Raw genomic sequence first — 23042 nt, 5'->3', positions numbered from 1 at the left:
CGGTCATGCCGGCGGCCGATGGCACGCCCGGTTCTCCTTGGCAGGCTGACGGTATGACACACCCGCAGTCACCGCCGCGGCCCGCCGGGCAGCCGCTCCCGTACCACCGCCTGGCCCGCCTCTCACCACACCACCGATGGTGGCGACCCCTGCTCGGGACCCTGGTCGCGGCCGTGACCTATGTGGTCGCCGTGATGGTCGTCATGGGTGCCGCCGCGGCGGCGGGCGCGGGCCTCGGCTATCCCGAAGACGCCGACGGCTGGCCCGAGTTCGGCCCCGTCCCGGACACCGCCGTGGACCTGCTCACGCTCGCGGCGGCCATCCCCGTCCTGCTGCTGACCGTGCGCTGGATCGGCAAGCGCCCGGCCGGCACGCTCTCCTCCGTCACCGGGCGGCTGAGATGGCGCTGGCTGCTCCTGTGCGTCCTGACCGCCGTGCCGGTCCTCGCCCTGTCGATGGGCGGCATGTTCCTGCTGCCCGGGGACACCGGCGAGGCGCCGGATCAGTGGGTGGGATGGGCGGCCTTCGGCCGGGCCCTCGCCATGCTGCTGGTCCTGGTGCCGTTGCAGTCGGCCGCCGAGGAGTACGCCTTCCGCGGCTGGCTGACGCAGAGCGCGGGGGCGTTCCTGCGCTCGCCCTGGGCCGCGCTGCTGCCCCAGACCGTCCTGTTCGCCGCCGCCCACGGCTGGGGCACCCCCTGGGGCTTCGCCGACCTGATGGTGTTCGGCGCGTGCGCGGGCTGGCTGACCTGGCGGACGGGCGGACTGGAGGCGTCCATCGCGCTGCACGCGGTCAACAACCTGTTCGCCTTCGGTGTCTCGGCGGCCGTCGTGGACGGGCTCGCCACCGACGAGACCGCGGCCGACGCCGACTGGCAGACGGTCGTGCTCGACGTGCTGGGCATCGTCCTGTACACGGCGGCCGTGGCCTGGTGGCTGCGCCGCCGCCGGCTGGAGCGCACCGCCCCGCCCCCGCCTCCCGCCGCGCCACCGGTGCCCGTCGTGCCGTACCCGTACGCCGGGGCGCCGGTCCCCGGGCACTGGACGGGCCATCCGGCCTCCGGTGCCCCGCTACCACCGCCGTGGACCGGGCAGCCGCCTTCGGGCGCCCCGACACCTCCGCCGTGGACGGGCCACCCGGCCTCCGGCGCGCCGGCACCATGGACGACCGCTCCGGGGCAGAAGCATGTGCAAGGTCAGGGGCATGGGGATGGGCATGGGTCTGCGCAGGGGCCGGCCGGTGTGCCGCCGTGGGCGGGAGAGCCCGGCCGGCCCGGACCGGCCGAGTAGGCGCCGCCCGCCGCGCTTCGGTGGTGTGTCGGCGGGGCGGCGCGCCCGGGGAGCGGTTCGGCGTGCCGGGCGGCCGGCTGGTGGAAGATCGGTCCGGCGGCCGGAACCGTGTCCCCACCCGGGACACGGATCCACTCCGACCGTCAACTACCGTTCACAGCAAGGAAGTTGAAGTCATGACCGACCAACTCACCGTGAGTGTCCTGGGCACCGGCATCATGGGTGCCGCGATGGCCCGCAACCTCGTGCGCGCCGGACACACCGTCCGCGCCTGGAACCGCACCCGCGCCAAGGCCGAACCGCTCGCCGCCGACGGGGCGCACGTCGCCGGCACGCCCGCCGAGGCCGTGGAAGGCGCCGACGTCGTCCTGACCATGCTCTACGACGGTCCCGCCGCCCTGGAGGTCATGCGCGAGGCCGCGCCCGCGCTGCGGTCCGGGGTCGCCTGGGTGCAGTCCACCACCGCCGGTGTCGAGGCCATCGGCGACCTCGCCGCCTTCGCCCGCGACCAGGGCCTGGTCTTCTTCGACGCGCCGGTGCTGGGCACCCGCCAGCCCGCCGAGGCCGGTCAGCTCCTCGTGCTCGCGGCGGGCCCGGCCGGGCACCGCGCCGCCGTGACACCGGTCTTCGACGCCGTCGGGGCCCGTACCGTGTGGACCGGCGAGGACGGCGCGGCCGGCAGCGCGACCCGGCTGAAACTCGTCGCCAACAGCTGGGTCATCGCGGCCACCGCCGCGACCGGCGAGGTGCTGGCGCTCGCCAAGGCACTCGACGTGGACCCGCACGACTTCTTCGACGCCATCGCCGGCGGCCCGCTGGACATGGGATACCTGCGGGCCAAGGCGAAGCTCCTCCTCGACGGCCCGCTGACCCCCGCCCAGTTCGCGGTGGCCACGGCCGCCAAGGACGCCCGGCTCATCGTCCGGGCGGGCGAGGAACACGGGGTACGGCTCGACGTGGCCGCCGCGAGCGCGGAGCGTCTGGAGCGCGCCGCCGCGCAGGGCCACGCCGAGGAGGACATGGTCGCCGCCTACTTCGCCAGCTTCGACCCCGGCCGGCCGGCCGGCTGAGAAGCCCCGGTCGTCTGGGAAGCCCCGGCCGTCCGAGAAGTCCCGACAGGGATCACTCGGCGGTGCCGGTGGCCTCCGCCGACTGCGGCGCCGGCTCCTCGGGAACCGTGTAGAAGACGGACGTGCCCTGCTTGCTGCGGTGCGCGCCGTTGCGGGCCACGAGGTGTTCCAGAGTGGTGCGTACGACCTTGGTCTGGACGCCGCGGTCCGGGTGGGCCCGGCCCAGCGCCTCGGCGACCTCCGCGGCGGAACGGGGTTCGTTCTGCTCGGCCAGGTACCGGCGGACGAGTTCGACCAGCGTGGGCTGGGCCGGCTGCGAAGTCGCCTTCGCGGGTGCCGCCTTCGCGGGCGCCGCCTTGACGGCCGCCGGCTGGTCGGCAACCGCCTTGCCGGCCGCCGGCTTGGCGGCCTCCGGCTTGCCGGCCGCCGGCTTCTTGGCGGCCGTCTTGCCGGTCGCCGTCTTCCTGGCAGCCGTCTTCTCGGTCGTCGGCTTGGCGGCGCTCGTCTGTCCGGCAGCGGTCTTGGCGGTCCGCGGCTTCTTCGCGGTCTTCGCGGTCTTGGCGTCGGACCGTCGCGCGCCACCACTCCTGGTCCGTGGGGCGGGTACGACCGCGCCGCCGGCCGATGCGGCGATGCCGAGCGCCTGCTGCATGTTCAGCAGCGTGGCATGGTCGTGCTGGAGAGTGGCCAACTGCTCTTGCAGAGCGGCGATTTCGTCGGTGATGCGGTCCTGTTCCCTGAGATTCTGTTCAAGATCCTTGGTCACTTGGCTGACATACTGAGAAGCCAGTTCGGTGACGGACCCAGTGCTTTCCGGCATTCTTACCTCCGCGCTCCGGACGGTGCGTCACCTGGATGATACGGGTGGGTTAACCCGTTTCACTGCTGCCTGCCCCAGGCGCGGCGGCCTCCGGCCACCGGGAAGGCCCGGCACCCGGTCCCGACTCCCGCGCCCCGCACGCCCGATGACTACCCTCCCTCACTATGGCAGCATGTGCGCACGGCGGTCGTCCGCGGCCGGGACACCTCGCCCGGACTGCCCTGGTCCTGGCCGGGCTGCTGCTCTTCGCCGGCTGCGAGGACTCCTTGGGCGCGCCTCCGCCGCGCCCGGCCGCGCCGCCCGCCGTGGCCGCGTGCCGCACGGACTCCGGTGACCTGATCGCCGACGTGGACAACGACGGCCGCCCGGACCGGATCACCGATCCCTCCGGGCGTGGCGCCCGGTTGACCGTCACCTTCGGCACCGGCTCCCGCCACGGGAGGACCGTTGCGGCGCGGGGACTGGCCGACCGCACCGGAAGCCGGCAGCGGTATGTGCGCGCCGCCGTGGCGGACTTCGACCGCGACGGCTGGAGCGACCTGGCCGTGGTCGCGGGCGCGGAACAGGGCGGCGACGACCCGGTGCCGCCCCGCGTCGCCGAGTTGCGGTTCGGGCCCTTCTCGAACACCGGCCGGGCCCGGCGCACCGCCCGGCTCGACCTGGGCGCCACGCGGGACATCGCCGTGGCCGACTACAACCACGACCGGTACCCGGACCTGGTGGCGTACACCTACGCCGGCGACGGTTCCTACGAGTTCCAGGTCCGTCTCGGCGACGCGCGCACGGGACTGGCGGCCGGCACAGGTGCGTACGCCACGGACGCCGGAGCCACCGGCTACCACCCTCCGGTTCGCCTTCCCCACGCCGGGCTGGGCCCCTTCTACCCGGTCTGCGGCACGACCGGCCGGGCCGGGACCGGCCGTTGAACCGCGCCGGGGCCCCGGCCACAGGCCCGCGCGGCAGCGGACCTCACCCGAGCACGAGCGGCAACCTGCCGGTAGGTGCGCCGAGTTGGTCGGACTCCGCGGCGGTCGGGGTGCGGCGGCCCGTGCCGATGCGCAGCGCGTCCTGGTCGGACCAGGAGGCGGGGAAGGCGGCCCCGGCGATCTCCTCCAGCAGGGCGCGCGCCCGGGTGAGGCTCTCGGCGGGCGGCCCCGGTGTGTGCGGCAGGTGTGCGATCAGGTCCAGGTGGTGCAGGGTCCACTCCAGGACGTACGCGCTGAGGTAGTCGGCGACGGTGAGGACCATGTCCTGGGTGCGCACACACTGCCCGGGACCGGCCGGCCCGGCCGCGCGTCCCGCGGCGGAACCGACGTCGTCCAGGTGGAACTTCAGCAGTCCCGGGTCCTCGTACGCGGCGGCCAGCCGCACGGTCAGCGCGTCCAGCGGGTCGTCGCCGGCCGGTGGTGTGTCCGTGACGTTCCAGTAGGTCACCGCGTCGTGCGTCGGCTCCCCGTTGGCGGGCGTCGCCAGGGTGATCAGCACGTCCTGGGCGTCGATGACCAGATGGCACACCAGGTCCCGGACGAGCCAGCCGGTACAGCCGGAGGGCCGCGCGAAGTCCTCGTCGGCGAGACCGGCGACCGCCGCGCGCAGCGCCGCCCACGAACGCGAGAAGAGTTCCACGCCCGCAAGTTGGCAGCGCCCGGGAGGAGCCGCCGGACGCCGTCCGCCGCCGTACCGCCCGCCACGAGCCGTCGGTTCACCCACATGAACTTCTCACACGTGGGTGTACTTGCCCGGGAACGGTGTGCGAAGCTCGGTCGACTTCTCCCGCGGACCTCGGAGTCGGAGGGCGAACATGAGTGTTTCCCGGCGTGCGCTGCTGGCCACGGCGGCCGGTGCGACGGTCACGGGCGCGGCCGCGGTCCCGGCCGCGAGCGCGGCACCTTCCGTGGCAGCCGCCGCCCGGCCGGCCGCGGTCCCTCCCGGGGCGCCCGGACGGCAGGACCCGGCGGCGACCCTGCGGACGCTCGCCGCGGCGGCGGACTACGCCGTCGCGAAGGTCCGCGACGTCGCGCCCCGTGTCACCGGCTTCCCGGTCGGCACCAGGTCCGAGAAATGGACGTACTCGCACACCGGCGACTGGGTGGGCGGCTTCTGGCCCGGCACGCTGTGGATGGCGTGGCTGCACAGCGGGGACGACTATTTCCGCGCCCGGGCGGTCGAGTGGGCCCGGAAACTGGCGCCCCGGCAGGACGACACCAGCACACACGACCTCGGTTTCCTGTTCTCCCCGTCCTGGGTCACCGCCTGGCGCCTGACCGGCGACGAGGAGTGGCGCACGGGTGCGCTACGCGCGGCGGACTCCCTGAGCCGGCGGTACAACCCGCGCGGCGAATTCATCCGGGCCTGGGGCGCGCTCACGGACACCGCCAACGCGGGCCGGGTCATCATGGACACGATGATGAACCTCGACCTGCTGGTGTTCGCGAGCCGGCAGACCGGCGACGACAGGTACCTGGACATCGCCGTGGCGCACGCCCGGACCGCCCAGCGCGTCTTCCCCCGCGCCGACGGATCGACGCCGCACGTGTACGACTTCGACCCGGACACCGGCGCACCCCTCGGCCCCGGTACGGTGCAGGGCTACAGCCCCGCCTCCTGCTGGTCGCGCGGACAGGCGTGGGGCATCTACGGGTTCACCACCATGTACCGCAGGACCGGCGACACCCGCTTCCGGGACACCGCGCGCAGACTCGCCGACTTCGCCATCGGCGCGCTGACCCCGGACCACGTCCCGGTCTGGGACTACCGCGCGCCGCAGCAGCCGTACGACGTCAAGGACGCGTCCGCCGGGGCCGTCATGGCGTGCGGACTGCTGGACCTGCACGCGGCGACCGGCCGGCCCGGCTACCGCGACGTGGCGCTGCGCATGCTCACCGCGCTGGCGGAGACCTGCCTGACCCGCAACTCCGCGCGCGCCGAGGCGGTCGTGGCCCGCTGCACCCGCAACCGCCCGGCGGAGGACGGCATCGAGATCTCGCTGCCCTACGCCGACTACTACCTGCTCGAGGGCATCCTGCGCGTACTCGGCCCCGACCGGATCGACCGCGCGATAGACCTCTCCCAGCCCGGGTGAGGCACGCGGGCCCGGCGGCCGGCTGGGTCGGTGTGTGACCGGGTGGGTGGTCTCAGCGCAGGCCGGGCAGTCACCGGAGTTCCTCGACGCCCAGCAGACGAGCCGTCCCGGCGTACCCGGCGGCCAGGGTCACCGTACCCGCGGTCAGGGCGGCCGCCGTCGTCATTGTGTGGGCATGTCTGTCTGGTCGGCCCTGTCGGCGGCAGGATTCGGGTGATCGCCGAGCCACTGCCGAAGTTCGCGGTGGCGGAACTGGTAGGCGGTTCCCGGCAGACGCATCATCCCGGCGGCACAGCACCAGTCTCCTTGGGGAGGACAGCGAAGAGGAGCAGGGTGAGCAAGAGCGGTGGCAGAGGAACGGCGAAAGCGGTAAGCAGCGCGTCTGCGACGCGGACGCGGCGGTGTCCGGCCAGTGGCCAGAGTTGGTGGAGTACCAGGTCAGCGCCCGCGCGTGAGGCGGGAACAGGGTCGATGTCGTTGCGCGCGGCGTCCGGCGTTCGCGTCCGCGAGGCAAGGGCGTCGTGGTGGATGGTGCGGCAGGTCAGGATGAGGGGTCCGGGACTGCGGCCTTCCTGGTAGGCGTTGAGTGCGCGCAGTGCTGCCAGGGCGCGTGCGGCGCCCGCTGAGGGCATGCCGTCCGGTGGGGTGGGATCCATCTCGTCAAGGCCGTCCAGCACGGGAAGCACACGGTGGTGGCGGACGAGTTCCGCGGCCATGGCGGCGGGCCAGTCGTAGACCTCGACGAGCTGGTGGACGCCGCTACTGCCGCTCCTCGGTCTCCTTGACCTGTGCCGCCAAGGTGGCCGCCCAACCATGTGCGAGACCCACACCGACCGGCACGACGATACGTCCACGGTGGAACGGGGTCCGGGGGTGTGCGCCGGGTCCGGGAGGCCATGAGGGAAAATAGTTGCCTAGAGAAACCAGAGTCGTGTGAAAGGTCCCGCATGCCGCACCTCACCCTCGACTACTCCTCCCGTCTGGCCGGAGTCTTCGACGCGAGCGTCCTTGTGAAGGAGTTGCATCCGCTGGTCCTCGAGGAGTCCGGTTCGGCGGGCGTCTGCAAGACACTGGTCCGCCCGGTGGACACCTATGTCGGGGACATGTCGTGCGAGGAGTCCGGCTTCGTGCACGTGGAGGTGGGCCTCCTGCCCGGCCGGCCCGAGGAACAGCGGGCGCGGCTGGCGGAGAGCGTGCTGGCCCTGCTCGGCGCGCACCTGCGGGCGGCCGGTGCGGAGGCGGTCTGCTCGGTGGAGGTGAGAGAGCTGTCCGGCACCTACCGGCTGTCGACCTCGTCCGCCCCGTAGGGTTCCGCCGCGGATCACGCCGGGCTCTGCGCGTCGGCTCCGGTCCCTTTCGCGGGCGCCGGACCGGGTCACCGCACCGCCGCCCGCTTCACCGCCGCCCCGCCTGGCCGAACGGTATACCGGCCTGCGCGGTCCGAGCCCCGGTCACCTCGCGCCGCCGACCGCCGACCGCCGACCGCCTTCCGCCGCCGACCGGCCTCCCGGCGGCCGACGGCGTCCGGAGACGTCCGGGCGGGCTACAGCAATGCCGCCGCCCGCCTGAGGAGCTGCTCGTAGACCTCCGGGCGGTCCTCGTCGATCACCGGGTAGCCGACGCCGAAACCGCCGTTGACCCAGCGGGCCTTGATGCCCGGGTTGGCGCTGTCCGTGCCGTCGTACAGGAACAGGTGCGGACTGCAGTCGACCCGGCCGTCGCGGGCCGACTCGTACTGGGCCATGATCGCCGGGCGGGCGGTGCCGCCGTCGAGGGCCTCGGCCAGCGCCGCCACGTCCACCACACCGGTCTCCTCGGCGATGTCGAGGATGACATGTCGCTGGGAGATGCACCGGCTCTCGGCCCAGAAGGCGCGGCGCAGGGCCCGGTCGAGCCGCTCGCTCGCGGCCAGGCCCTGGGACTTGGCCGCGTGCACCGCCTCCAGCGCGGGCAGCGTGGTCACCGGGTAGGTCCAGTCCGGGCCCTGCCACAGCCGCCAGCCGGCCTCGGGCTCCAGCGCGCCGAGGACGGAGATCTCCGAGTCCACCCCGGGCCGCGCGTTGACCTCCCGGTTGAACAGCTCCAGCGGGAAGGCCCTCAAGTCGAACCAGATGCGCCCGTCCAGGCCCAGGCGCCGCCGGGTCTCGTGCAGCCGGTGCACGGCGACGTGGGCGAAGGAGCAGTTCAGGTCGGTGTAGACGGCGATGGTGTCGGGCGCGGCGGGCAGCCGGGGATCGGTGCTGCGGACCGTGCCGGTGGTCGTGTGGGTCATGGTGTCTCCTCGATGCGGATCAGCCCCCACCAACCCTCGCTGAGGCCCCAGTGGAGATTACCGGTGCGGTACACGTGATCTCCAGGATGCTGGGCGCGGAAACGCACCGTCCGGGTACTGCCGGAGCCCAGCGCGCCGATGGTGGACACATACCAGCCGAGACCGGTCTCGGAGGCGTCCCACACCTGTCCGTGCACGGTGAAGCACTGGTTGCGCATCCGGTGCGAGGCGACGGCCAGATGGACGGCCACCTGGTCGCCGGGCCGGCAGACGAGCAGCGGGGTCGGCGGCGCGGGGTCGGACAGGACCGGGTCCAGCGGGTGCAGGGCCGCGGTGCGGTAGTTGTACGCCTTCTGGCCGGCGTCGTCGGGGCTGTCCGAGAACAGGTCGGTGACCGGCTGGGTGAGATCGCCGTCGTGGTACAGCCGCAGGCCGTCCTGGGACAGCAGGACCAGTTCCCGTACCGGTTCGGCGTCCGGACGGCGGACCACGGCCCGCTCGCCGGTCCACCGCTCGCGTCCGGTGTCCGGGTCGTACGGCGTGGCGTCGGCCTCCTCCACCACCAGCACCCCGGCCAGACCGCGCCGCGGGTGCGAGACGGCGTCCGCGTGGGAGCGCAGCAGCACCACGCCGGGCTCGGCGGCGTACCAGCGGTACGTCCGGGAGGCCCCGGGCTTGACCGTGGAATCCGGGTTGCGGCCCACGTGGGCGCCGTCGTCGGTGCGGACGTCGAAGTCGAGCAGCGTGGGGTGCAGCGAGACCCGCCCGGAGACGGTCCGGGCCCCGGCATCCGCCTCGCCCATCAGAAGCGGGTCCAGCGGGCTGGCCGGCGGCGGCCCGTCCAGCTCGTTGATCAGGGTGACCTCCACCCACTCGCCGGCCCGGCAGCGCAGCACCAGCGGCCCTTCCTGCGGGCCGCCGTCCCTGTCGGCGGTGAAGACGAGACCGTACGGGTCGACGCGCAGCGGGCTGTACGCGATGACCTCGGCCCGGGCGCGCACGGTGTACCGGCGCACCTGGTGGCGGGCGGGCGGCCGGGGGACACCCGGGGTCCGGCCGGGCAGCGGCGGCAGGTCGTGCTGCGGGCGGTCGTGCAGGCGCAGCAGGCCCCAGCAGCCCAGCCACAGGTCGTTGCCCGCGCTGAAGGACCACAGGTGGTCGCCGGCGCCCAGGGTCGGGGCGAGGGCCAGCTCGGCGACGTTCGAGATGCCCAGCGTCTGCTGGTTGCGCCATGCGGTGTCGGCGCGGCCCGGCCACTGGCGCCAGCGGGCGCCGGAGACGGTGAAGCTGTGCTGGAGGTCCTGGGAGCCCTGCACGACGTGCAGGCGCACGTCCTCGCCGGGGTAGCCGCGCAGCAACGGGGTGCCGGGGTCGCCGTGGACGGCGCTGGAGAACCAGTGGGCCGGGTCCCCGCCGCGCTCGGACAGCGGCTCGCTGCGGTAGTTCACGCCCATCGCGCCCTGGTCGTCCGGGGCACCGGCGACCGGCGGCGGGTTGACCGGGCCGCCGTGGTCGCCGTGGCCGTGCCTGACCAGCGGCACGAAGTCACCGATCACCAGCACCGATTCGCGGTGCGCCGTGCCGTCGGCCTTCCTGATCACGGCCTGGGAGCCGCGCCGCAGCTCCGTGCCGTGGTCGTGCGGCGAGACCCAGACGGCGCCCTCCGGTTCGGCCATGAGGGCACCGAACAGGCCGTGCCGCTGGCGGTAGTTGGCGAGCAGGTGGTCGTGGAAGAGGACGGTGCCGAACTCCTCGTCCACGTACCAGCGGTAGGTCCAGGAGCCGTACTGGCCGTGGGCCTCGGGACCCTGGTCGGCGGTGGTGGTGGCGGACAGGTAGTTCCAGCCCACGGCGGAGCCGTCGGAGATCAGCGGGTCGTACTTGACCAGGTGGGTGTGGAGTCCGCATTCCGGCTGGAACGGCAGCATCGGGTCGAACGCCGACTCCGCCTGCGGGCCGGCCGGCAGGCAGTTGGTCAGGGTGAGTTCCAGCACTTCGCCCTTGTGGGCGCGGATGACCAGCGGCTCCAGGGTCCGCTCGCCCTGGGCGAGCTGCCGCTTGAACTCCTCCAGACCGCCGGCCTCGTCGATCTCCTCGGCCAGGACGTAGAAGTGGGCGTTGTGGTCGTGCCAGGTCGTGGCGTGCTCGTCGGCGGGGTCGCCGTGGTAGTACAGGGTGCCGTTGGTGACCACCAGGTGGTAGCGGCGGACCGGGGCGTCCGGCGGGCCGATCCTGGTGAAGGCCTCGCCGGGCTGCGGGTCGGCCACGAACGCGGCGGCCTCCAGCGCGGTGGGCTCGCGGCCCATGCCGGGCGGCTGCAGCGGGGTCCGCGGCGGCCGCGGGTTCTTCTGCGGGAAGGTGGCCGACTGGGCGAGGAAGCCGGGGAAACCGGGCCGCTCGGGCGTCGGCGCCGGCGGGGCCGGGCGGCGCGGCAGCGGGACGAGGGGCTGGACGGTCCGCCCGTCGGGATAGCTGCCGGTGCCGTCCTGGAGGGTGTCGAAGATCCGGAACAGCCCCCACATGCCCATGTGGAAGTGGACGTACATGTGGCAGTGCCAGATCGAGTCGCCGACCGCGCCCTGCCGGGAGCCCAGGCCGCCGATCAGCTCCAGGGTCATGGCCTCCTGCGGGCCGATGCTGACGGAGTCGACGACCGGCGCGTTCTCGTCCTCCGGCCGCAGCCGCCACTGGTGCAGGTGCGTGTGGAAGACATGGGTGTCCCGCATGCCGCCGTGGACCAGCCGGATGACGGTGGGGTCACCGCAGTAGCCGCGCAGGACCGGGGTGGCGGGATCGCCGAACAGCCAGGAGCTGTGGTGCACCTCCTCGCCGATGACCGCGTCGCGCACCGGGTCGATCCGGCCCTCCGCGAGGAGCTGCTGGTAGCGGTACATCCGCCATTCCATGGGCTCGATACGGTGGTTGACCGGCAGCATCGCGTTGTTGACCGGGGTGAGGTCGTCCACCGTGTCCCGGCCGTCCGGCTCCACGGCGGGCGAGCCGGCGGCCGAGGACCGGCGGAGCGCGCCGGCCGCGCCGTGTCCGCCGTGGTCCCCGCCGCCCCCGCCGTGGCCGTGGCCCGGCATCGGCGGCGGCACCGCCGGGTTGTCGTTGCTGGGGTACTCCATCATGAAGACCACGAACTCGCGGAAGCTGCGGTCGGGCAGATGGACGTCCGCGTACAGCCCGCCGGCCAGCGGCGCTCCGGTCTCCGGGTCGGTCCAGGTCGCCCCCGGTGGCTCGACCACCACCGCGCCGACCATGCCGTGGCTCTGCGTGCCCTCGCCCCGGGCGTCCGACAGATCCCCGAAGTGGAACACCCCCTCGTGCTCGCAGACCCACTCGTAGACGCGGGTGCCGCCCGGCGGCACGCTGCTGTCCGGGTTGGCGCCGGCGGCGAGACCGTCCATGGCGCGTACGTCGTACCGCACGCCCTGGAGGGTGATGCCGGCGGGGCGGGGCAGCTCGTTGGCCAGCCGGACCCGCAGCCGCTCGCCGCGCCGCACCCGCAGGACCAGCGGGCGGGCGAGCGGGTGCGGGCCGGGCACCAGCTCCGGCTGGTCCAGGTAGCTGGGGAACGGCTGCGGCCAGGAGGCCGCCAGCTCCCGCAGCTCCGGGGCGTCGGAGGCGAGCGCGTACAGCGCGCCGTTGCGGTCGTGGTCGCCGAACTCGTTGTACGCGATGGGCACATGGAGCGCGACGACGTCGTACGTCCGCACGGGACGCCCGTCGCCGTGCCGCTCGGCCGGTGACACTGTGCTGCTCATGTTCGCTGTGGACTCCCCCGTGTGATGTGGTTATACGGCCGGGCCGGTGGCGGGACCGGTGCTGTGGGCGAACCGGTCCAGCACCCGCGCACCGGAGAGGACCCGCCCCTCCCAGGCGTAGGTCTGGCCGAAGGGGCTGCCGGCCCGGCCGCCGCGCCGGCTGAAGGTCATCGCGATCCGGTCACCGCGCCGCACCCGCACCGGCCGTTCGACGGGCAGGTAGCAGTGCTTCCAGCTGTCGGACGTGGTGCGCCCCTCGATGTCGTCACCGGAGATGTCGAGCGCCACCGTCTCGGACAGCAGTGCGGTGAAGTAGCCCTTGAACCCGGTGAACACGCCGTCCCGCTGCACGGTGAACACCAGCGGCACGTCGTACGAGTCCGGGGTGCGGCCCGGTCCGGCCGGCGCGGTGCCCGGTGTGTAGCGCCGCACCAGGCCCGGTGCGGCCAGGTGACCGGAGACCGGCAGGATCACGTCGTAGTACAGCGAGAACGCGTCCCGGGCGCCGCGGGCGGCCAGCAGGGCGGCGAACCGCCGCGGGCCGCCCGCGTCCTCGGGCGCCGAGCCGGTGAGCTGCGCGTGCGCGTCCTCGGCGGCCACCGGCACCAGGAAGCTGTCCACCAGGCGGGGCAGCATGGCGCCGCCGGGGCGCAGGAAGCGGTCCCGGGCGTCGTCGAGGATCACGGACAGGTTCTCGTTGTCGGCGAGGTTGCCGATGATCTCGGAGACGACGACGTCGACCCGCTCGGGCAGCTCCACGTCGAAGGAGAGACCCGCGAGCGGCACGAAGCGGTCGGCGAACCCGGCCCCGGCCAGCCGTTCCGCGGCGATGGCCAGCACCCGTTCGTTGAGGTCGATGCCGTACACCCGGGCCGCCCCGGCCTCCAGCGCCCAGCGGGCCAGGATGCCGGTGCCGGTGCCCAGGTCGAGGACGGTGTCCCCAGGCCGCACCGCCTCGGCGACGGCGGCCTGGTAAGCCGTCATGCGCAGCTCGTCGCCGAGCATCAGCTCGTGGAACTCCTCGCCCCAGTCGAGCAGTTGCTCCGACGCGGGCAGCCACACCTGCTCGGTGCGGTAGTAGCCGGGCCAGACACCGGCCCGGTGCACGGTCAGCGGGTCCTCGGCGGGGCCGCCGGCCGGGCAGCCGGTGGCCAGGTCGAAGGCGCTGTGATGCAGCGGACAACTGATGCGCAGCGTACGGGCGTTGACATAGCCGTGCACCAGCCTGCCCTTGCGGTGCGGACAGGCGGCGTCGGTCACGAACTCCCGGCCGGCCACACGGACCCGCAGCCGGTCGCCGGGCAGCTCCGTCAGCGACGGCTCGCCGGCGCCGCCCGTCATGCCGCCACCCCGCCGGCCGACTCCCGCGCGCGGGCCACGGCCGCGTCGAAGGCGCCGCCGATCAGCCGCGACAGCAGCCGGGCACCGGTCCACAGCCGGGCCGGATCGAGGCCGCACGCCGCCTCGTACTCCTTGATGGCCAACTGCATCTCCTGCATGTGGAAGGTGTCGATGTGCAGGTGCTCGGTGTAGTAGCGGCCGTGCCGGATGCCGAGCCGCTCACAGGCCCGCGCCTGGTAGGTGAAGGCGTCCGGTATGGAGGCCTCCAGATAGGCCAGCGCGCCGAGGAAGTACTCGACGTGCCCGGCGCGCTGGGTGAGCCAGTAGAAGACGTTGAGGAACTGGAACGTCTCGTCTCCGGTGGTGTCCACGAAGTCCTCGGGCTCCTGCGGGAGTCCGAGTTCGGCGAGGAGCAGCCGGTAGAGCTGGGAGTGCGCCTGCTGGAGGTTGCCGCAGCCGAACTCGTCGATGAGCACCCGCATCACGGCCATCTGCGCCCTGATCGGCAGCCGGGGCACGGCGGGGAAGAAGTTCTGCGCCTCGGTCAGCCCGTCGAGCGCGAACTCCCGGACGACCAGCGTGAATTCCTCCCGGCTCGCCCGCTCGGCCAGGTACGCGCCGGCCGGGTTGCCCGCGCGCTCCTCGGCCAGCAGCCCGGCCAGCAGACGCTGCCAGTCGGCCCGGCCGGTCACCGGGACGCCGTCGGAGTCCAGGGACTCGACGAGCGGGACGATCCAGTCGCGTTCGATCTCCTCGACCCGGGCCAGCAGCCGGGAGTCCAGCCGCGCCCGGTTGAGCCGGAACAGCTCGCGGTGGACCGACCCGGCACCGGAACCCGGTGCGGCCGCGGGGGCCGCCGGTGCGCTGTGCGCCGTGGTGTTCACCCCTCCACCTCCGCCATCCGCACGGCCTTGTCCGTCTCCAGCACACCGCGGCGGTACAGCGCGGTCTTGAGCCGGCGGTACCAGTCGTCCTCCGCCAGGCCGTAACGGGCGCAGGCCTCGGCGAGGCGGGCGGCCGGGTCCTCGAGCCGTCCGGCGAACAGGTCGGCGCAGAGCTCCGGTTCAATGTTGGCGAGCGCCACCACGTACCCGTCGACGGGCCCGGACTCCAGCAACAGGTGTTCGAGCCCGGCGAGGACACGGGCCCCGGGCCGGGCCCCGACCAGCCGCCGGGTGAAGGCCGCGCTGCCCGAGGAGTCCTTGACGGCCACCACCGAGGGCAGCTCGCAGATCCGCAGCAGCGTGTCGAACTCGGCCGCGTTCCCGGCGACTTCGGTGCCGTGGTAGACGACAACCGGCAGGCCGCCGCGCTCGCTCAGCTCGGTGAAGTGCCGGAGGATCTCGTCCTGGGTGACCCCCGTGCCGTACGGCGTGGTGGCGACCAGCGCCTGGGCGCCGAGGTCCGCCGCGACCCGGGCCCGCTCCAGCACCCGGCCGGTGGTGGGCCGCAGGACGCCGGCGAGGACGGGCAGACCGCCGGAGTGCTTGACGGTGGCCGTGAGCATGTCCTCCCACTGCCGGTCGCTGAGCCGGCGCCCCTCGCCGGTGCTGAGGTTGGGCAGCAGGGCGTCGACATGGGGGCGGACGGTGTCCAGCAGCCGGGCGACCCCGCTCTCGGAGACCCCGTCGGTCTCCGAGAGCGGCGTCACCAGGGCCGCGATCACTCCCTGGAACATCTCAGACTCCCTCGGGTACGGCCCCGCGCCCGGCCCGGCCCGCCGCCGGTGTGCCCAGCCGGTCGGCGGGCAGGCGCAGGGCGAGCGACGCGCGGTACAGCCGCTCCAGCGGTTCGGGGAAGGAGGGCTCCGGCACGCCGGCGGGCCAGGCGGTCTCGGCGTGCACGGGCAGCCCCGCGAAGGCGGCCGACCGGGGGCCGGTGGTGTGCAGCAGCCCCCTGCGGTTGACGACCATCGCCAGCAGCAGCCGGTCGGTGAACGGCAGCCGGCGCGGGACGGCCGAGCCGGACAGGGCCAGGCGGACGTCCGCCGCGTCGTAGGCCACGCGGCTGATGTCCATGACCGTGTGGAGCTGGTCCATGAACGGGTAGTACAGGTCCTGGAGTTCCCGCGAGTGGCTCCAGATCACGTCGTCGCAGTGGCCCACCTGCTCCAGGTTCATGACCACGCGCCCGGCGAGCCGTTCCACGAAGAACGCCTTGCAGACCACGCGCAGGCCGTCGTCCGCGCTGTGCATGCCGAGGAACAGCGCCGCGTCGATGAACACCTGGCGGCCCGGCACGTCGGTTCCCGCCAGGGAGGTGTCAGCGGGCATAGCGGTCCAGCACCTTCCGCAGCCGCGTCATCGCGCCGGCGAACATCTCCGGCTCACGGGCCAGGGCCAGGCGCACGTACGGCTCGCCGCGGCCGGGCTGGCTCCAGTAGAAGTACCGCCCCGGCAGCACATACACGCCCTCCGTCCGCAGGTCCCGCTGGAGTTCGGTCGCGGTCAGCTCGGGGTGGGCGATCCGCGCCCAGGCCACGCTGGTCCTGGCGACCGGCTCCTGGTACTCCAGGACCGTCCCCCGCAGCGCCTCCCGCACGGCGGCCCGGTTGGTCTCCAGCACCTCGCGGACCGAGGCCAGGCCGTCCGCCCGGGCGTTCTCCACGTACTGGGTCAGCATGTTCAGGACGAACGGCGAGACGTTGAGCAGCACGCTGGTGTGGAGGTTGTAGATGTCCTCCTTGATGTCGTCACTGGCCGTGAGCATGGCGGCCTTGGCGTCCTGCACGGGCCAGGTCTTGCCGGTGTCCTCGATGGCCAGATAGCGCACCCCGGACTCCTCCAGCAGCTCGTACACGTCGAACCGGGCCAGCTCGGGGTCGTAGAGGGTGAACGAGGCGAAGCAGAAGTCGATGATCAGCAGCTTGTCGTGGTCCTTGCAGAACCGGACGACCTCTTCCAGGCCTTTGCGGCCGTGCTGCATCAGGGTGAACCCGGTGGGGTTGTTGGGGTCGACCAGGAAGAGCGCGTCGGTGCGGACCCGGCGCTTGAGTTCGGCGTAGATCCGGTCGGGGTCGTGCAGCGCCGACTCCTCGACGGGGTACAGCGGCACGCCCATGTTCGACAGGACGTCGTGCAGGTTGTCGAAGCACGGCTCGACCAGGGTGACGGCGGACCGCTGCTGCTTGAGGTACATCGCCACGACCATGGTGGATATGGAGGCGGCGTACGACAGCAGCGTCTTGCGCCTGGCCAGGGCGGTCGGCTGCCGGTGGAGACGGAAGAACGCCTCGACGAAGCGCTCCTCGTAGGTGGCCTGGAGACCCTCCTCCGCCTCGTACCACAGCTGGGGCAGCCGGCCGACGATCTCGTGCTGGGCGGCGGACTGGCGCTGGTGGGTGTGGGCGTCGGCGAGGTTGAACTCGGTTCGCAGGGCCTGGATCTCATGCTGGGTCAGGTCCAGCAGACGCTGGTCGTGCGCGGTGTGCAAAGTGGTGCCGGCGTGCAAGGTCATGGCTCCTCCAGCCGTACGGCGTACGAGTTGGGCACGAGCGGGCCCGTCACGGTGCGCGGGACGGCACGGCTCGTGTGCAGAGGATTTCTTGCTGTGGACCGCGGCCCGGGGCACGCGGAAAACCGTCACTTGAGGACGGTGGGAGAAGTGTGCCTACGGAAGGAGGCGGAAATGCCCGTCGCCGGCTTCGACGCGATCTCGGAAACGAGTTCCAGACATGTATACCCCCGTATACGGACTTCTGTCCGAGTGGTGAGACTGTGCCACACGCTGCGGCGGCGGGACAAGCGGCTCACCGTCATAACCACGCCATGTTCTGGCAATGCGGTGCGGGCTCCGCGCGGCCCTCCGCAGGGGTGCCCGCAGCCGCCGAAACTTAGCGGAAAAACACGCGCGGGTCCCCGTGCGCGGAGCGCCGCATTCCCCTGTCCGCCAGGCGAGACGCACCAGGGCAGCGGCGGCGCCGCGCGCGGCCGGCCGCAGGGGCCGGGCGCCCCGGCGCGCGCGCCGGCCGGCTCCCGGAGCGCGTCCCGCACGGCCGGCCGCCGCACGGACCGGCGCTCCGGTGTCCTACGGCGCCCACCCCTGCCAACTGGCCCTGCCGCACAGCGTGGGATGGCTGTAATTCGACCCCCGTCGCGGGACTCATCCGCGTCGGGCGTCCCCGGGTTCGCAACGACAACACGCCTTCCAACATGAGGAGTTGGGAGGCGGGTGTGCGCGGGGCACGCCGCTCGCGCCGCTGTGGCGGCCGAGTGGGCGCGTGGCCGAACAAAAGCGTCGGTGGGCGGGCATGCGGGTGTGCGGGCGGGAGGCGTGAAAGTGTGGTGGGGCGTGCGGACGTGTGGTAGGGCGCGCGGTGGTGCACGGGCGCGCTGTGGGGCGCGTGACGGCATGAGGGACGGGCCCCGGTGCGCAGGCCGGCGCACCGGGGCCCCTCATCGTGGAGGTCAGGCCTCCTTGATCGCCTCGAGGTCCAGCGACAGCTCGATCTCCTTGGACACGAGGATGCCGCCGGAGTCCAGGACCATGTTCCAGGTCAGGCCCCAGTCCTCGCGGTTGACCTTGCCGTGGGCGGAGAAGACCGTACGGTCGTTGCCCCACGGGTCGCGCGCGTAGCCGAGGTAGTCCACCTCCAGGGTCACCGGGCGGGTGATGTCCTTGATGGTCAGCTCGCCGGCGAGCGTGCCGCGCTTGCCGTCCCAGGTCACCGAGGTGGAGACGAAGGTGGCCTTCGGGTGCTTCTCCGCGTCGAAGAAGTCCGCGGAGCGCAGGTGGTCGTCGCGCGTCTGGTCGCCGCTGTCCACGCTGGCCATGTCGATGACGGCGCTGACCTTGCTGTCCTCGGGCCGCTCGCCGATGACGACGGTGGCGTCCACGCCGGTGAACCGGCCGCGGACCTTGGTCAGCATGAAGTGCCGTCCCACGAAGCCGACTTCGGCGTGGCCGGGGTCGATCTTCCAGGTGCCGGCGGCGGGCAGCTCCACGCCGTCGACGGTACGGGTCGGGGAAGTGGTCACGGGGTCCGTCCTCCGCTCAGGCGCCGGACTCGGTCGGCAGACCGGCCCCGACCCAGTCGTCCTTGCCGTCGTTGTACTCCCTGACGTTGACGTAGCCCAGCTCGGCCAGCCGCTCGGCCGCGATGCCCGAGTTGGCGCAGGGGCCGTTGGCGCAGTAGACGACGACCTCCGCCTCCTTGTCGGGGAGCAGGCTCGGGGCGAGCTGGTCCACCTGGTCGTGCGGCAGGTTGAGCGCGCCCGGCAGGTGCTTGTCGTTGTAGTACTCGGGGGGCAGGGCCTCGACGACCGTCACCAGGCCCTCGTCGATCTTCTTCTTCAGCTCGTCGCGCGTGATCACCTGGACCATGTGCGTGCCTTCCGTTCGAAGCGGCAAATCCGTGCGTCCGCACACATCCTATTCGGTGCGTGCGCACGCACGCAAGTCCCGTTACACTCGTGGTGTGAATGAAGGTGAGCACCGAGTCGAGGCGTGGCGAGCGCTGCTGCTGGCCCACAACGCCGCCGTGCGCGCGATCGAAAGCGACGTGCAGCGCGATGGTCGCATCCCCCTGACCTGGTACGACGTGCTGCTGGAACTGCGCGCCGGGGGCGAGCGCGGCCTGCGCATGCAAGAGGTCGCCGAGCGGGTGGTCCTCAGCCGCACCCGGGTCAGCCGGCTGGTCGACGAGATGGCGCGGCTGGGCCTGGTGAGCAAGCGGCCCGATCCCATGGACAAGCGGGTGACCTGGGCCGTGCTGACCGACGAGGGTCTGGCCGCGCTGCGCGAGACCGCGCCGGTCTATCTGCGCGGCATCTGGGAGCACTTCGCCCGGCACCTGACCGACGACGAGGCCGGCGTGCTCACGGACGCGCTGCTGCGGGTGGCCCACGCGCACACCGACATCAGCCTGTCCTGAAGCCGGGCCCGTCGCTCACGCCCGCCGGCTCCGGTACCGGCCTTCATCAGAGGCCGGGGCACACCCGACGCCCCTGCGCGGCCGGCCTGGTGGCCGCCGCGGTAGGGGTCGGGGTCGTGGACGGGTCGTCGGGGCAGTCCGGCCCGGCTGCCGCCTCCCAGGCCCGGACCGGACCCGACGCCGGACCCGGTGCCGGTGCCGGTGCCGGTGCCGGGTCCGGCGTCGGGGCGTCGCAGGGCGCGTCGCCGGGCGTCGTCACATGGGCACAGGAGTCCACAGCGGAGACCGTCGCCGCCCGCCGCCGGTCGGCATGCGCGCCGTCCGTGCCGTCGTCACGCCGCCGGCTCCCGCCGTGCCGCCGTCAGTTCCGTGCGCGGGTCGATGGTCCAGTGGTCGGACCGGATCGTCCGGCCCGCGAACGTCACGTCGAGCCGCTCGCGGAACCGGAAGCCCACGGACCGGCAGATGCCGTTCGACGCCGCGTTGTCCGTCGCCGGGAAGGCGTGCACAAGCCCCCAGCGGTCCGCGTCCCGGGCCTGTTCCAGGACCGCGCGGACGGCGCGCTTGCCCAGACCGCGCCCCTGGAATTCGGGCAGGACCATCCACCCGATCTCGGAGAACGGCCCGTCGCCGGCGTCATGGGACCAGAGGGCCACCGTGCCCGCCACCACCCCGGGGCTGCCCGGGTCCGGGACGATCATCTTGTACCAGGCGAGGCCGGCCGCCGCCTGCTCGGCGTCCCGCGCGACCCTGTCCGCCATCCCCTCGGGCGGCAGCGGCCCGCCGAGCCCGGCCATCATGTCCGGGTCGCACCGCATCCGGACGTAGGCGTCGACGTCGTCCGGTGTGACATCACGCAACCGCATCGGCTCCTCCTCGTTCCTCCCCGGATCGTCCCATGTCCCGGCCGCCCGTCCGGCCGGCGTCAGGAGCTGGTGAGGACGACGAGCTGCCGGGTCGCCCGGGTCATCGCGACATAGCGGTCCACCGCTCCCTGGACGCCGTCACCGAACCGCTCCGGGTCCACGAGGACGACCAGGTCGAACTCGAGTCCCTTCGTCAGCTCCGGCGGCAGCGACCGGACGCGGGAGGTGTCCGGGACCTCGGGAGCGCCGATGACGCAGGCGATGCCCTCGGCGTGCGCGGCGAGCCAGCCGTCGAGGAGCGGGCGCAGCTCCGAGACGGAGCCGTGGCGGACGGGGTCGTCACCGTGCCGGATGGAGGTCGGCACGTTGGCGTCCGGGAGCACGGCCCGGATGACCGGCTCGGCCTCCGCCATGATCTCCTGCGGGGTGCGGTAGTTGACGGTCAGCGACGCCATGCCGATCCGGTCGAACCCGACCCGTTCGAGCCGTTCCCGCCACGACTCCGCGAACCCGTGCCGGGCCTGCGCGCGGTCCCCGACGATGGTGAAACTCCGCGACGGGCAGCGCAGCAGCAGCATCTGCCACTCCGCGTCCGTCAGTTCCTGCGCCTCGTCCACCACGACGTGCGCGAACGGCCCGGCGAGCAGATCCGGGTCCGCGGTCGGCAGTTCGGCCTCGTCCACCAGGCTCACCTTCGCGTCCTCGCCGCGCAGCATCGCCACCAGGCCCTCGCCGTCGTCACCGTCGGCACCGGAGACGGCCACCGCCTCGACCAGGGTGTCGACGACCCGCGCCATGCGGTCACGCTGCGCGGCGAGGACGGCCTGCTGCCGGCGCCGCAGCAGCGCCGTCCGCGGGTCGCCGAGCCGCTGCCGGGCCGCGTCCAGGAGCGGCAGATCGGACACCGTCCACGCCTGGGCGTCCGCGCGCTGCAACAGCCGGACCTCGTCCCGGCCGAGCCAGGGCGCGCACATCCGCAGATAGGCGGGCACCGACCACAGGTCCCCGACGAGGTCGGCCGCTTCCAGCAGCGGCCACGCCCGGTCGAAGGTGTCGATCAGCTCCCTGTTGCCCCGCAGCCACCTGCGCAGCAGCTCGGGCGGCGCGTCACCGTCGTGCTTGTCGACCAGGATGGTGAGCAGTTCCTCCAGGACGTGGTCGCGGGCCTCGTTGTGCGGAACGCCGGGTTCCGCCGCCTCGAAGGCCACCGCCCAGTCCTCGGCGCTCAGCCGGACGCCGGACCAGGGCGTGGTGATGCTCATGCCCTCGGTGGGCGGCTCCTCGTAGAACCGGACGGCCGGCTCGATCGCTTCCACCATCCGCGCGGACGACTTCAGCCGGGCCACCTCCGGGTCGGCCTCGGCCACCGCCGCGGCCCCCTCCGTGACGAGGTCCCGCAGCGTGCAGGTCTGCACGCCCTCCTCCCCGAGACTGGGCAGGACGTCCGCGACGTAGGACAGGTACGGCCGGTGCGGACCGACGAACAGCACCCGGCCCCGGCGGTGGCCGAGCCGGGGATCGGCGTGCAGGAGATAGGCGGTGCGGTGCAGGGCGACGACGGTCTTCCCGGTGCCCGGGCCGCCGTCCACGACGAGGGCGCCGCGCGAGCCCGCCCGGATGATGGCGTCCTGGTCGGCCTGGATGGTGCCGAGCACGTCCCGCATCCGTGCCGAGCGGTTGCCGCCGAGGCCGGCGATGAAGGCGGACTGGTCGTCCAGCGCGGCGTGCCCGACCAGCCCCTCCGGGGTGAACACCTCGTCCCAGTAGTCGGTGATCCGGCCGTCCGTCCAGCGGTACCTGCGACGGCTCGCCAGCCCCATCGGGTTCGCGTGGGTCGCTCCGAAGAACGGCTCGGCCGCGGGGGAGCGCCAGTCGACCAGCAGCCGCCGGCCCGCGCTGTCCGTGAGGCCGAGCCGGCCGACGTACACGGGCCCGGAGCCGTCCGCGGCGACCATGCGGCCGAGGCACAGGTCCAGCCCGAACCGGCGCAGCGCGCGCAGCCGGGCGGTCAGCCGGTGGATCTCCGCGTCCCGGTCCATCGCCTGCCGGCCGGTGCCGCCGGGCGCCTTGCGCTCGACGGCGAGCCGGCCCGACAACTCCGCGATCGTCTCCTCGAGGCACTCCGCGATGGCCGCGAAGTGCCTCTCGTCGTCCGCGATCAGCGTCGGGTCGGCCTTCGCGGCCAGCCGCTCGGGGAGGTGGAAGGCGCTGGTGGCCAGGGGTGATGACACGTGATCGCTCCGAAGTGATGAGACCGCTGGTGGCTGCGCGGTGTGCGCTGTGGACGCCGGGCCGGGACGCCCGGAAGGAAGGGCGGCCCTGGTCAAGCGGCCGTACCGGACAGCGGCCACGCGGCCGACGACGTCCGTCGCCGGGCGCCGGCACCCCACCGGTGTGCGCGGGACCCGGGGCGGACCGGGGCCGCGCGGTGCGGCGCCGCGCCCGCCCGCACCCGAGCGGCGCGCCCGCGCGCCCGCGCGACGAGCCCCGACGACGGTACGCCATCTCCGGGCGACCTCTTCACAGACAACAGCACACGCACTCCGCAAAACCCCTGTTTCCCTCGGTTCCTGGCCGAGGCCGACGATTCTGCGGTACGACCGGGGCCTTGCCGCAAGCCCCCCGGTGCGCTATAAGTTGAAAGTGGCAAGGAGCGCGTGACC

Annotated in this window: 20 protein-coding genes; 6 read left to right on the top strand and 14 right to left on the bottom strand. The window is 73.2% G+C overall.

The window, feature by feature from the left end; translation table 11 throughout:
• Window positions 1-53: 53 nt before the first annotated feature.
• A complete protein-coding gene (locus ACH4OA_RS26955; RefSeq protein WP_397971544.1) occupies window positions 54-1289 on the top strand; it encodes a lysostaphin resistance A-like protein in 1236 nt (411 codons plus the stop codon).
• 176 nt (window positions 1290-1465) lie between these two features.
• Window positions 1466-2359, top strand: a complete 894-nt coding sequence (locus ACH4OA_RS26950; RefSeq protein ID WP_397942086.1) for an NAD(P)-dependent oxidoreductase — start codon at window positions 1466-1468, stop codon at window positions 2357-2359.
• Between the two features lie 52 nt (window positions 2360-2411).
• On the opposite strand, the gene ACH4OA_RS26945 is transcribed toward ACH4OA_RS26950, so the two are convergent.
• On the bottom strand, window positions 2412-3125 hold the full coding sequence (locus ACH4OA_RS26945) for a hypothetical protein (RefSeq protein ID WP_397971541.1): 714 nt from the start codon (window positions 3123-3125) through the stop codon (window positions 2412-2414).
• A 218-nt stretch (window positions 3126-3343) separates the two neighbouring features.
• Here ACH4OA_RS26945 and ACH4OA_RS26940 point away from each other — a divergent pair, with 218 nt between their 5' ends.
• Window positions 3344-4105 (top strand): VCBS repeat-containing protein, encoded by a 762-nt coding sequence (locus tag ACH4OA_RS26940; RefSeq protein WP_397971538.1) that lies wholly within the window; start codon window positions 3344-3346, stop codon window positions 4103-4105.
• Between the two features lie 43 nt (window positions 4106-4148).
• Here the strand turns inward: ACH4OA_RS26940 and ACH4OA_RS26935 are convergent, their stop codons facing one another.
• Window positions 4149-4805 carry a maleylpyruvate isomerase N-terminal domain-containing protein gene (locus ACH4OA_RS26935; RefSeq protein ID WP_397971535.1) on the bottom strand — a complete coding sequence of 219 codons (657 nt, stop codon included), beginning with the start codon at window positions 4803-4805 and terminating at the stop codon, window positions 4149-4151.
• Window positions 4806-4980: 175 nt separating this feature from the next.
• Here ACH4OA_RS26935 and ACH4OA_RS26930 point away from each other — a divergent pair, with 175 nt between their 5' ends.
• Window positions 4981-6261 (top strand): glycoside hydrolase family 88 protein, encoded by a 1281-nt coding sequence (locus ACH4OA_RS26930; RefSeq protein ID WP_397942079.1) that lies wholly within the window; start codon window positions 4981-4983, stop codon window positions 6259-6261.
• A gap of 278 nt (window positions 6262-6539) precedes the next feature.
• On the opposite strand, the gene ACH4OA_RS26925 is transcribed toward ACH4OA_RS26930, so the two are convergent.
• Window positions 6540-6977, bottom strand: coding sequence for a hypothetical protein (locus ACH4OA_RS26925; protein WP_397971532.1), 438 nt, complete (start codon window positions 6975-6977; stop codon window positions 6540-6542).
• Window positions 6978-7208: 231 nt separating this feature from the next.
• On the opposite strand from ACH4OA_RS26925, the gene ACH4OA_RS26920 reads away from it, so the two are divergent.
• Complete coding sequence (locus ACH4OA_RS26920) at window positions 7209-7568, top strand: 5-carboxymethyl-2-hydroxymuconate Delta-isomerase (RefSeq protein WP_397971529.1); 360 nt, start codon at window positions 7209-7211, stop codon at window positions 7566-7568.
• A 236-nt stretch (window positions 7569-7804) separates the two neighbouring features.
• Here the strand turns inward: ACH4OA_RS26920 and ACH4OA_RS26915 are convergent, their stop codons facing one another.
• From ACH4OA_RS26915 to ACH4OA_RS26875, 9 genes are all read right to left on the bottom strand, one after another.
• Window positions 7805-8533: a DsbA family protein gene (locus ACH4OA_RS26915; protein ID WP_397942075.1), complete on the bottom strand. Its 729-nt coding sequence runs from the start codon at window positions 8531-8533 to the stop codon at window positions 7805-7807.
• Window positions 8530-12300, bottom strand: a complete 3771-nt coding sequence (locus ACH4OA_RS26910; RefSeq protein ID WP_397971526.1) for a multicopper oxidase domain-containing protein — start codon at window positions 12298-12300, stop codon at window positions 8530-8532. Before ACH4OA_RS26910 ends, ACH4OA_RS26915 begins: the two co-directional genes overlap by 4 nt.
• A 30-nt stretch (window positions 12301-12330) precedes the next feature.
• Window positions 12331-13641, bottom strand: coding sequence for a methyltransferase domain-containing protein (locus ACH4OA_RS26905; RefSeq protein WP_397946920.1), 1311 nt, complete (start codon window positions 13639-13641; stop codon window positions 12331-12333).
• Complete coding sequence (locus ACH4OA_RS26900; RefSeq protein ID WP_397942070.1) at window positions 13638-14525, bottom strand: iron-containing redox enzyme family protein; 888 nt, start codon at window positions 14523-14525, stop codon at window positions 13638-13640. The genes ACH4OA_RS26905 and ACH4OA_RS26900 overlap by 4 nt, the downstream gene beginning before the upstream one ends.
• Window positions 14522-15319 carry a dihydrodipicolinate synthase family protein gene (locus tag ACH4OA_RS26895; protein ID WP_397971523.1) on the bottom strand — a complete coding sequence of 266 codons (798 nt, stop codon included), beginning with the start codon at window positions 15317-15319 and terminating at the stop codon, window positions 14522-14524. The genes ACH4OA_RS26900 and ACH4OA_RS26895 overlap by 4 nt, the downstream gene beginning before the upstream one ends.
• A 1-nt stretch (window position 15320) precedes the next feature.
• On the bottom strand, window positions 15321-15914 hold the full coding sequence (locus tag ACH4OA_RS26890; protein WP_397971520.1) for a DUF6190 family protein: 594 nt from the start codon (window positions 15912-15914) through the stop codon (window positions 15321-15323).
• Window positions 15904-17097 (bottom strand): aminotransferase class I/II-fold pyridoxal phosphate-dependent enzyme, encoded by a 1194-nt coding sequence (locus ACH4OA_RS26885; protein WP_397942065.1) that lies wholly within the window; start codon window positions 17095-17097, stop codon window positions 15904-15906. The genes ACH4OA_RS26890 and ACH4OA_RS26885 overlap by 11 nt, the downstream gene beginning before the upstream one ends.
• A gap of 950 nt (window positions 17098-18047) precedes the next feature.
• Window positions 18048-18617, bottom strand: coding sequence for a YceI family protein (locus ACH4OA_RS26880; protein WP_365880299.1), 570 nt, complete (start codon window positions 18615-18617; stop codon window positions 18048-18050).
• Between the two features lie 16 nt (window positions 18618-18633).
• Window positions 18634-18963, bottom strand: a complete 330-nt coding sequence (locus ACH4OA_RS26875; protein ID WP_365880301.1) for a rhodanese-like domain-containing protein — start codon at window positions 18961-18963, stop codon at window positions 18634-18636.
• A gap of 94 nt (window positions 18964-19057) precedes the next feature.
• Here ACH4OA_RS26875 and ACH4OA_RS26870 point away from each other — a divergent pair, with 94 nt between their 5' ends.
• Window positions 19058-19513 carry a MarR family transcriptional regulator gene (locus ACH4OA_RS26870; protein ID WP_365880303.1) on the top strand — a complete coding sequence of 152 codons (456 nt, stop codon included), beginning with the start codon at window positions 19058-19060 and terminating at the stop codon, window positions 19511-19513.
• Window positions 19514-19845: 332 nt separating this feature from the next.
• Here the strand turns inward: ACH4OA_RS26870 and ACH4OA_RS26865 are convergent, their stop codons facing one another.
• Together ACH4OA_RS26865 and helR are read right to left on the bottom strand one after the other, a co-directional pair.
• On the bottom strand, window positions 19846-20379 hold the full coding sequence (locus tag ACH4OA_RS26865; protein WP_397971517.1) for a GNAT family N-acetyltransferase: 534 nt from the start codon (window positions 20377-20379) through the stop codon (window positions 19846-19848).
• 59 nt (window positions 20380-20438) lie between these two features.
• On the bottom strand, window positions 20439-22610 hold the full coding sequence (helR, locus tag ACH4OA_RS26860; protein WP_397942061.1) for an RNA polymerase recycling motor ATPase HelR: 2172 nt from the start codon (window positions 22608-22610) through the stop codon (window positions 20439-20441).
• Between the last annotated feature and the right edge of the window lie 432 nt (window positions 22611-23042).

Source organism: Streptomyces sp. NPDC017095 (genome assembly GCF_044332325.1).
Classification (GTDB): Bacteria; Actinomycetota; Actinomycetes; order Streptomycetales; family Streptomycetaceae; genus Streptomyces.
This window is presented reverse-complemented; position numbering and strand designations above follow the sequence as displayed.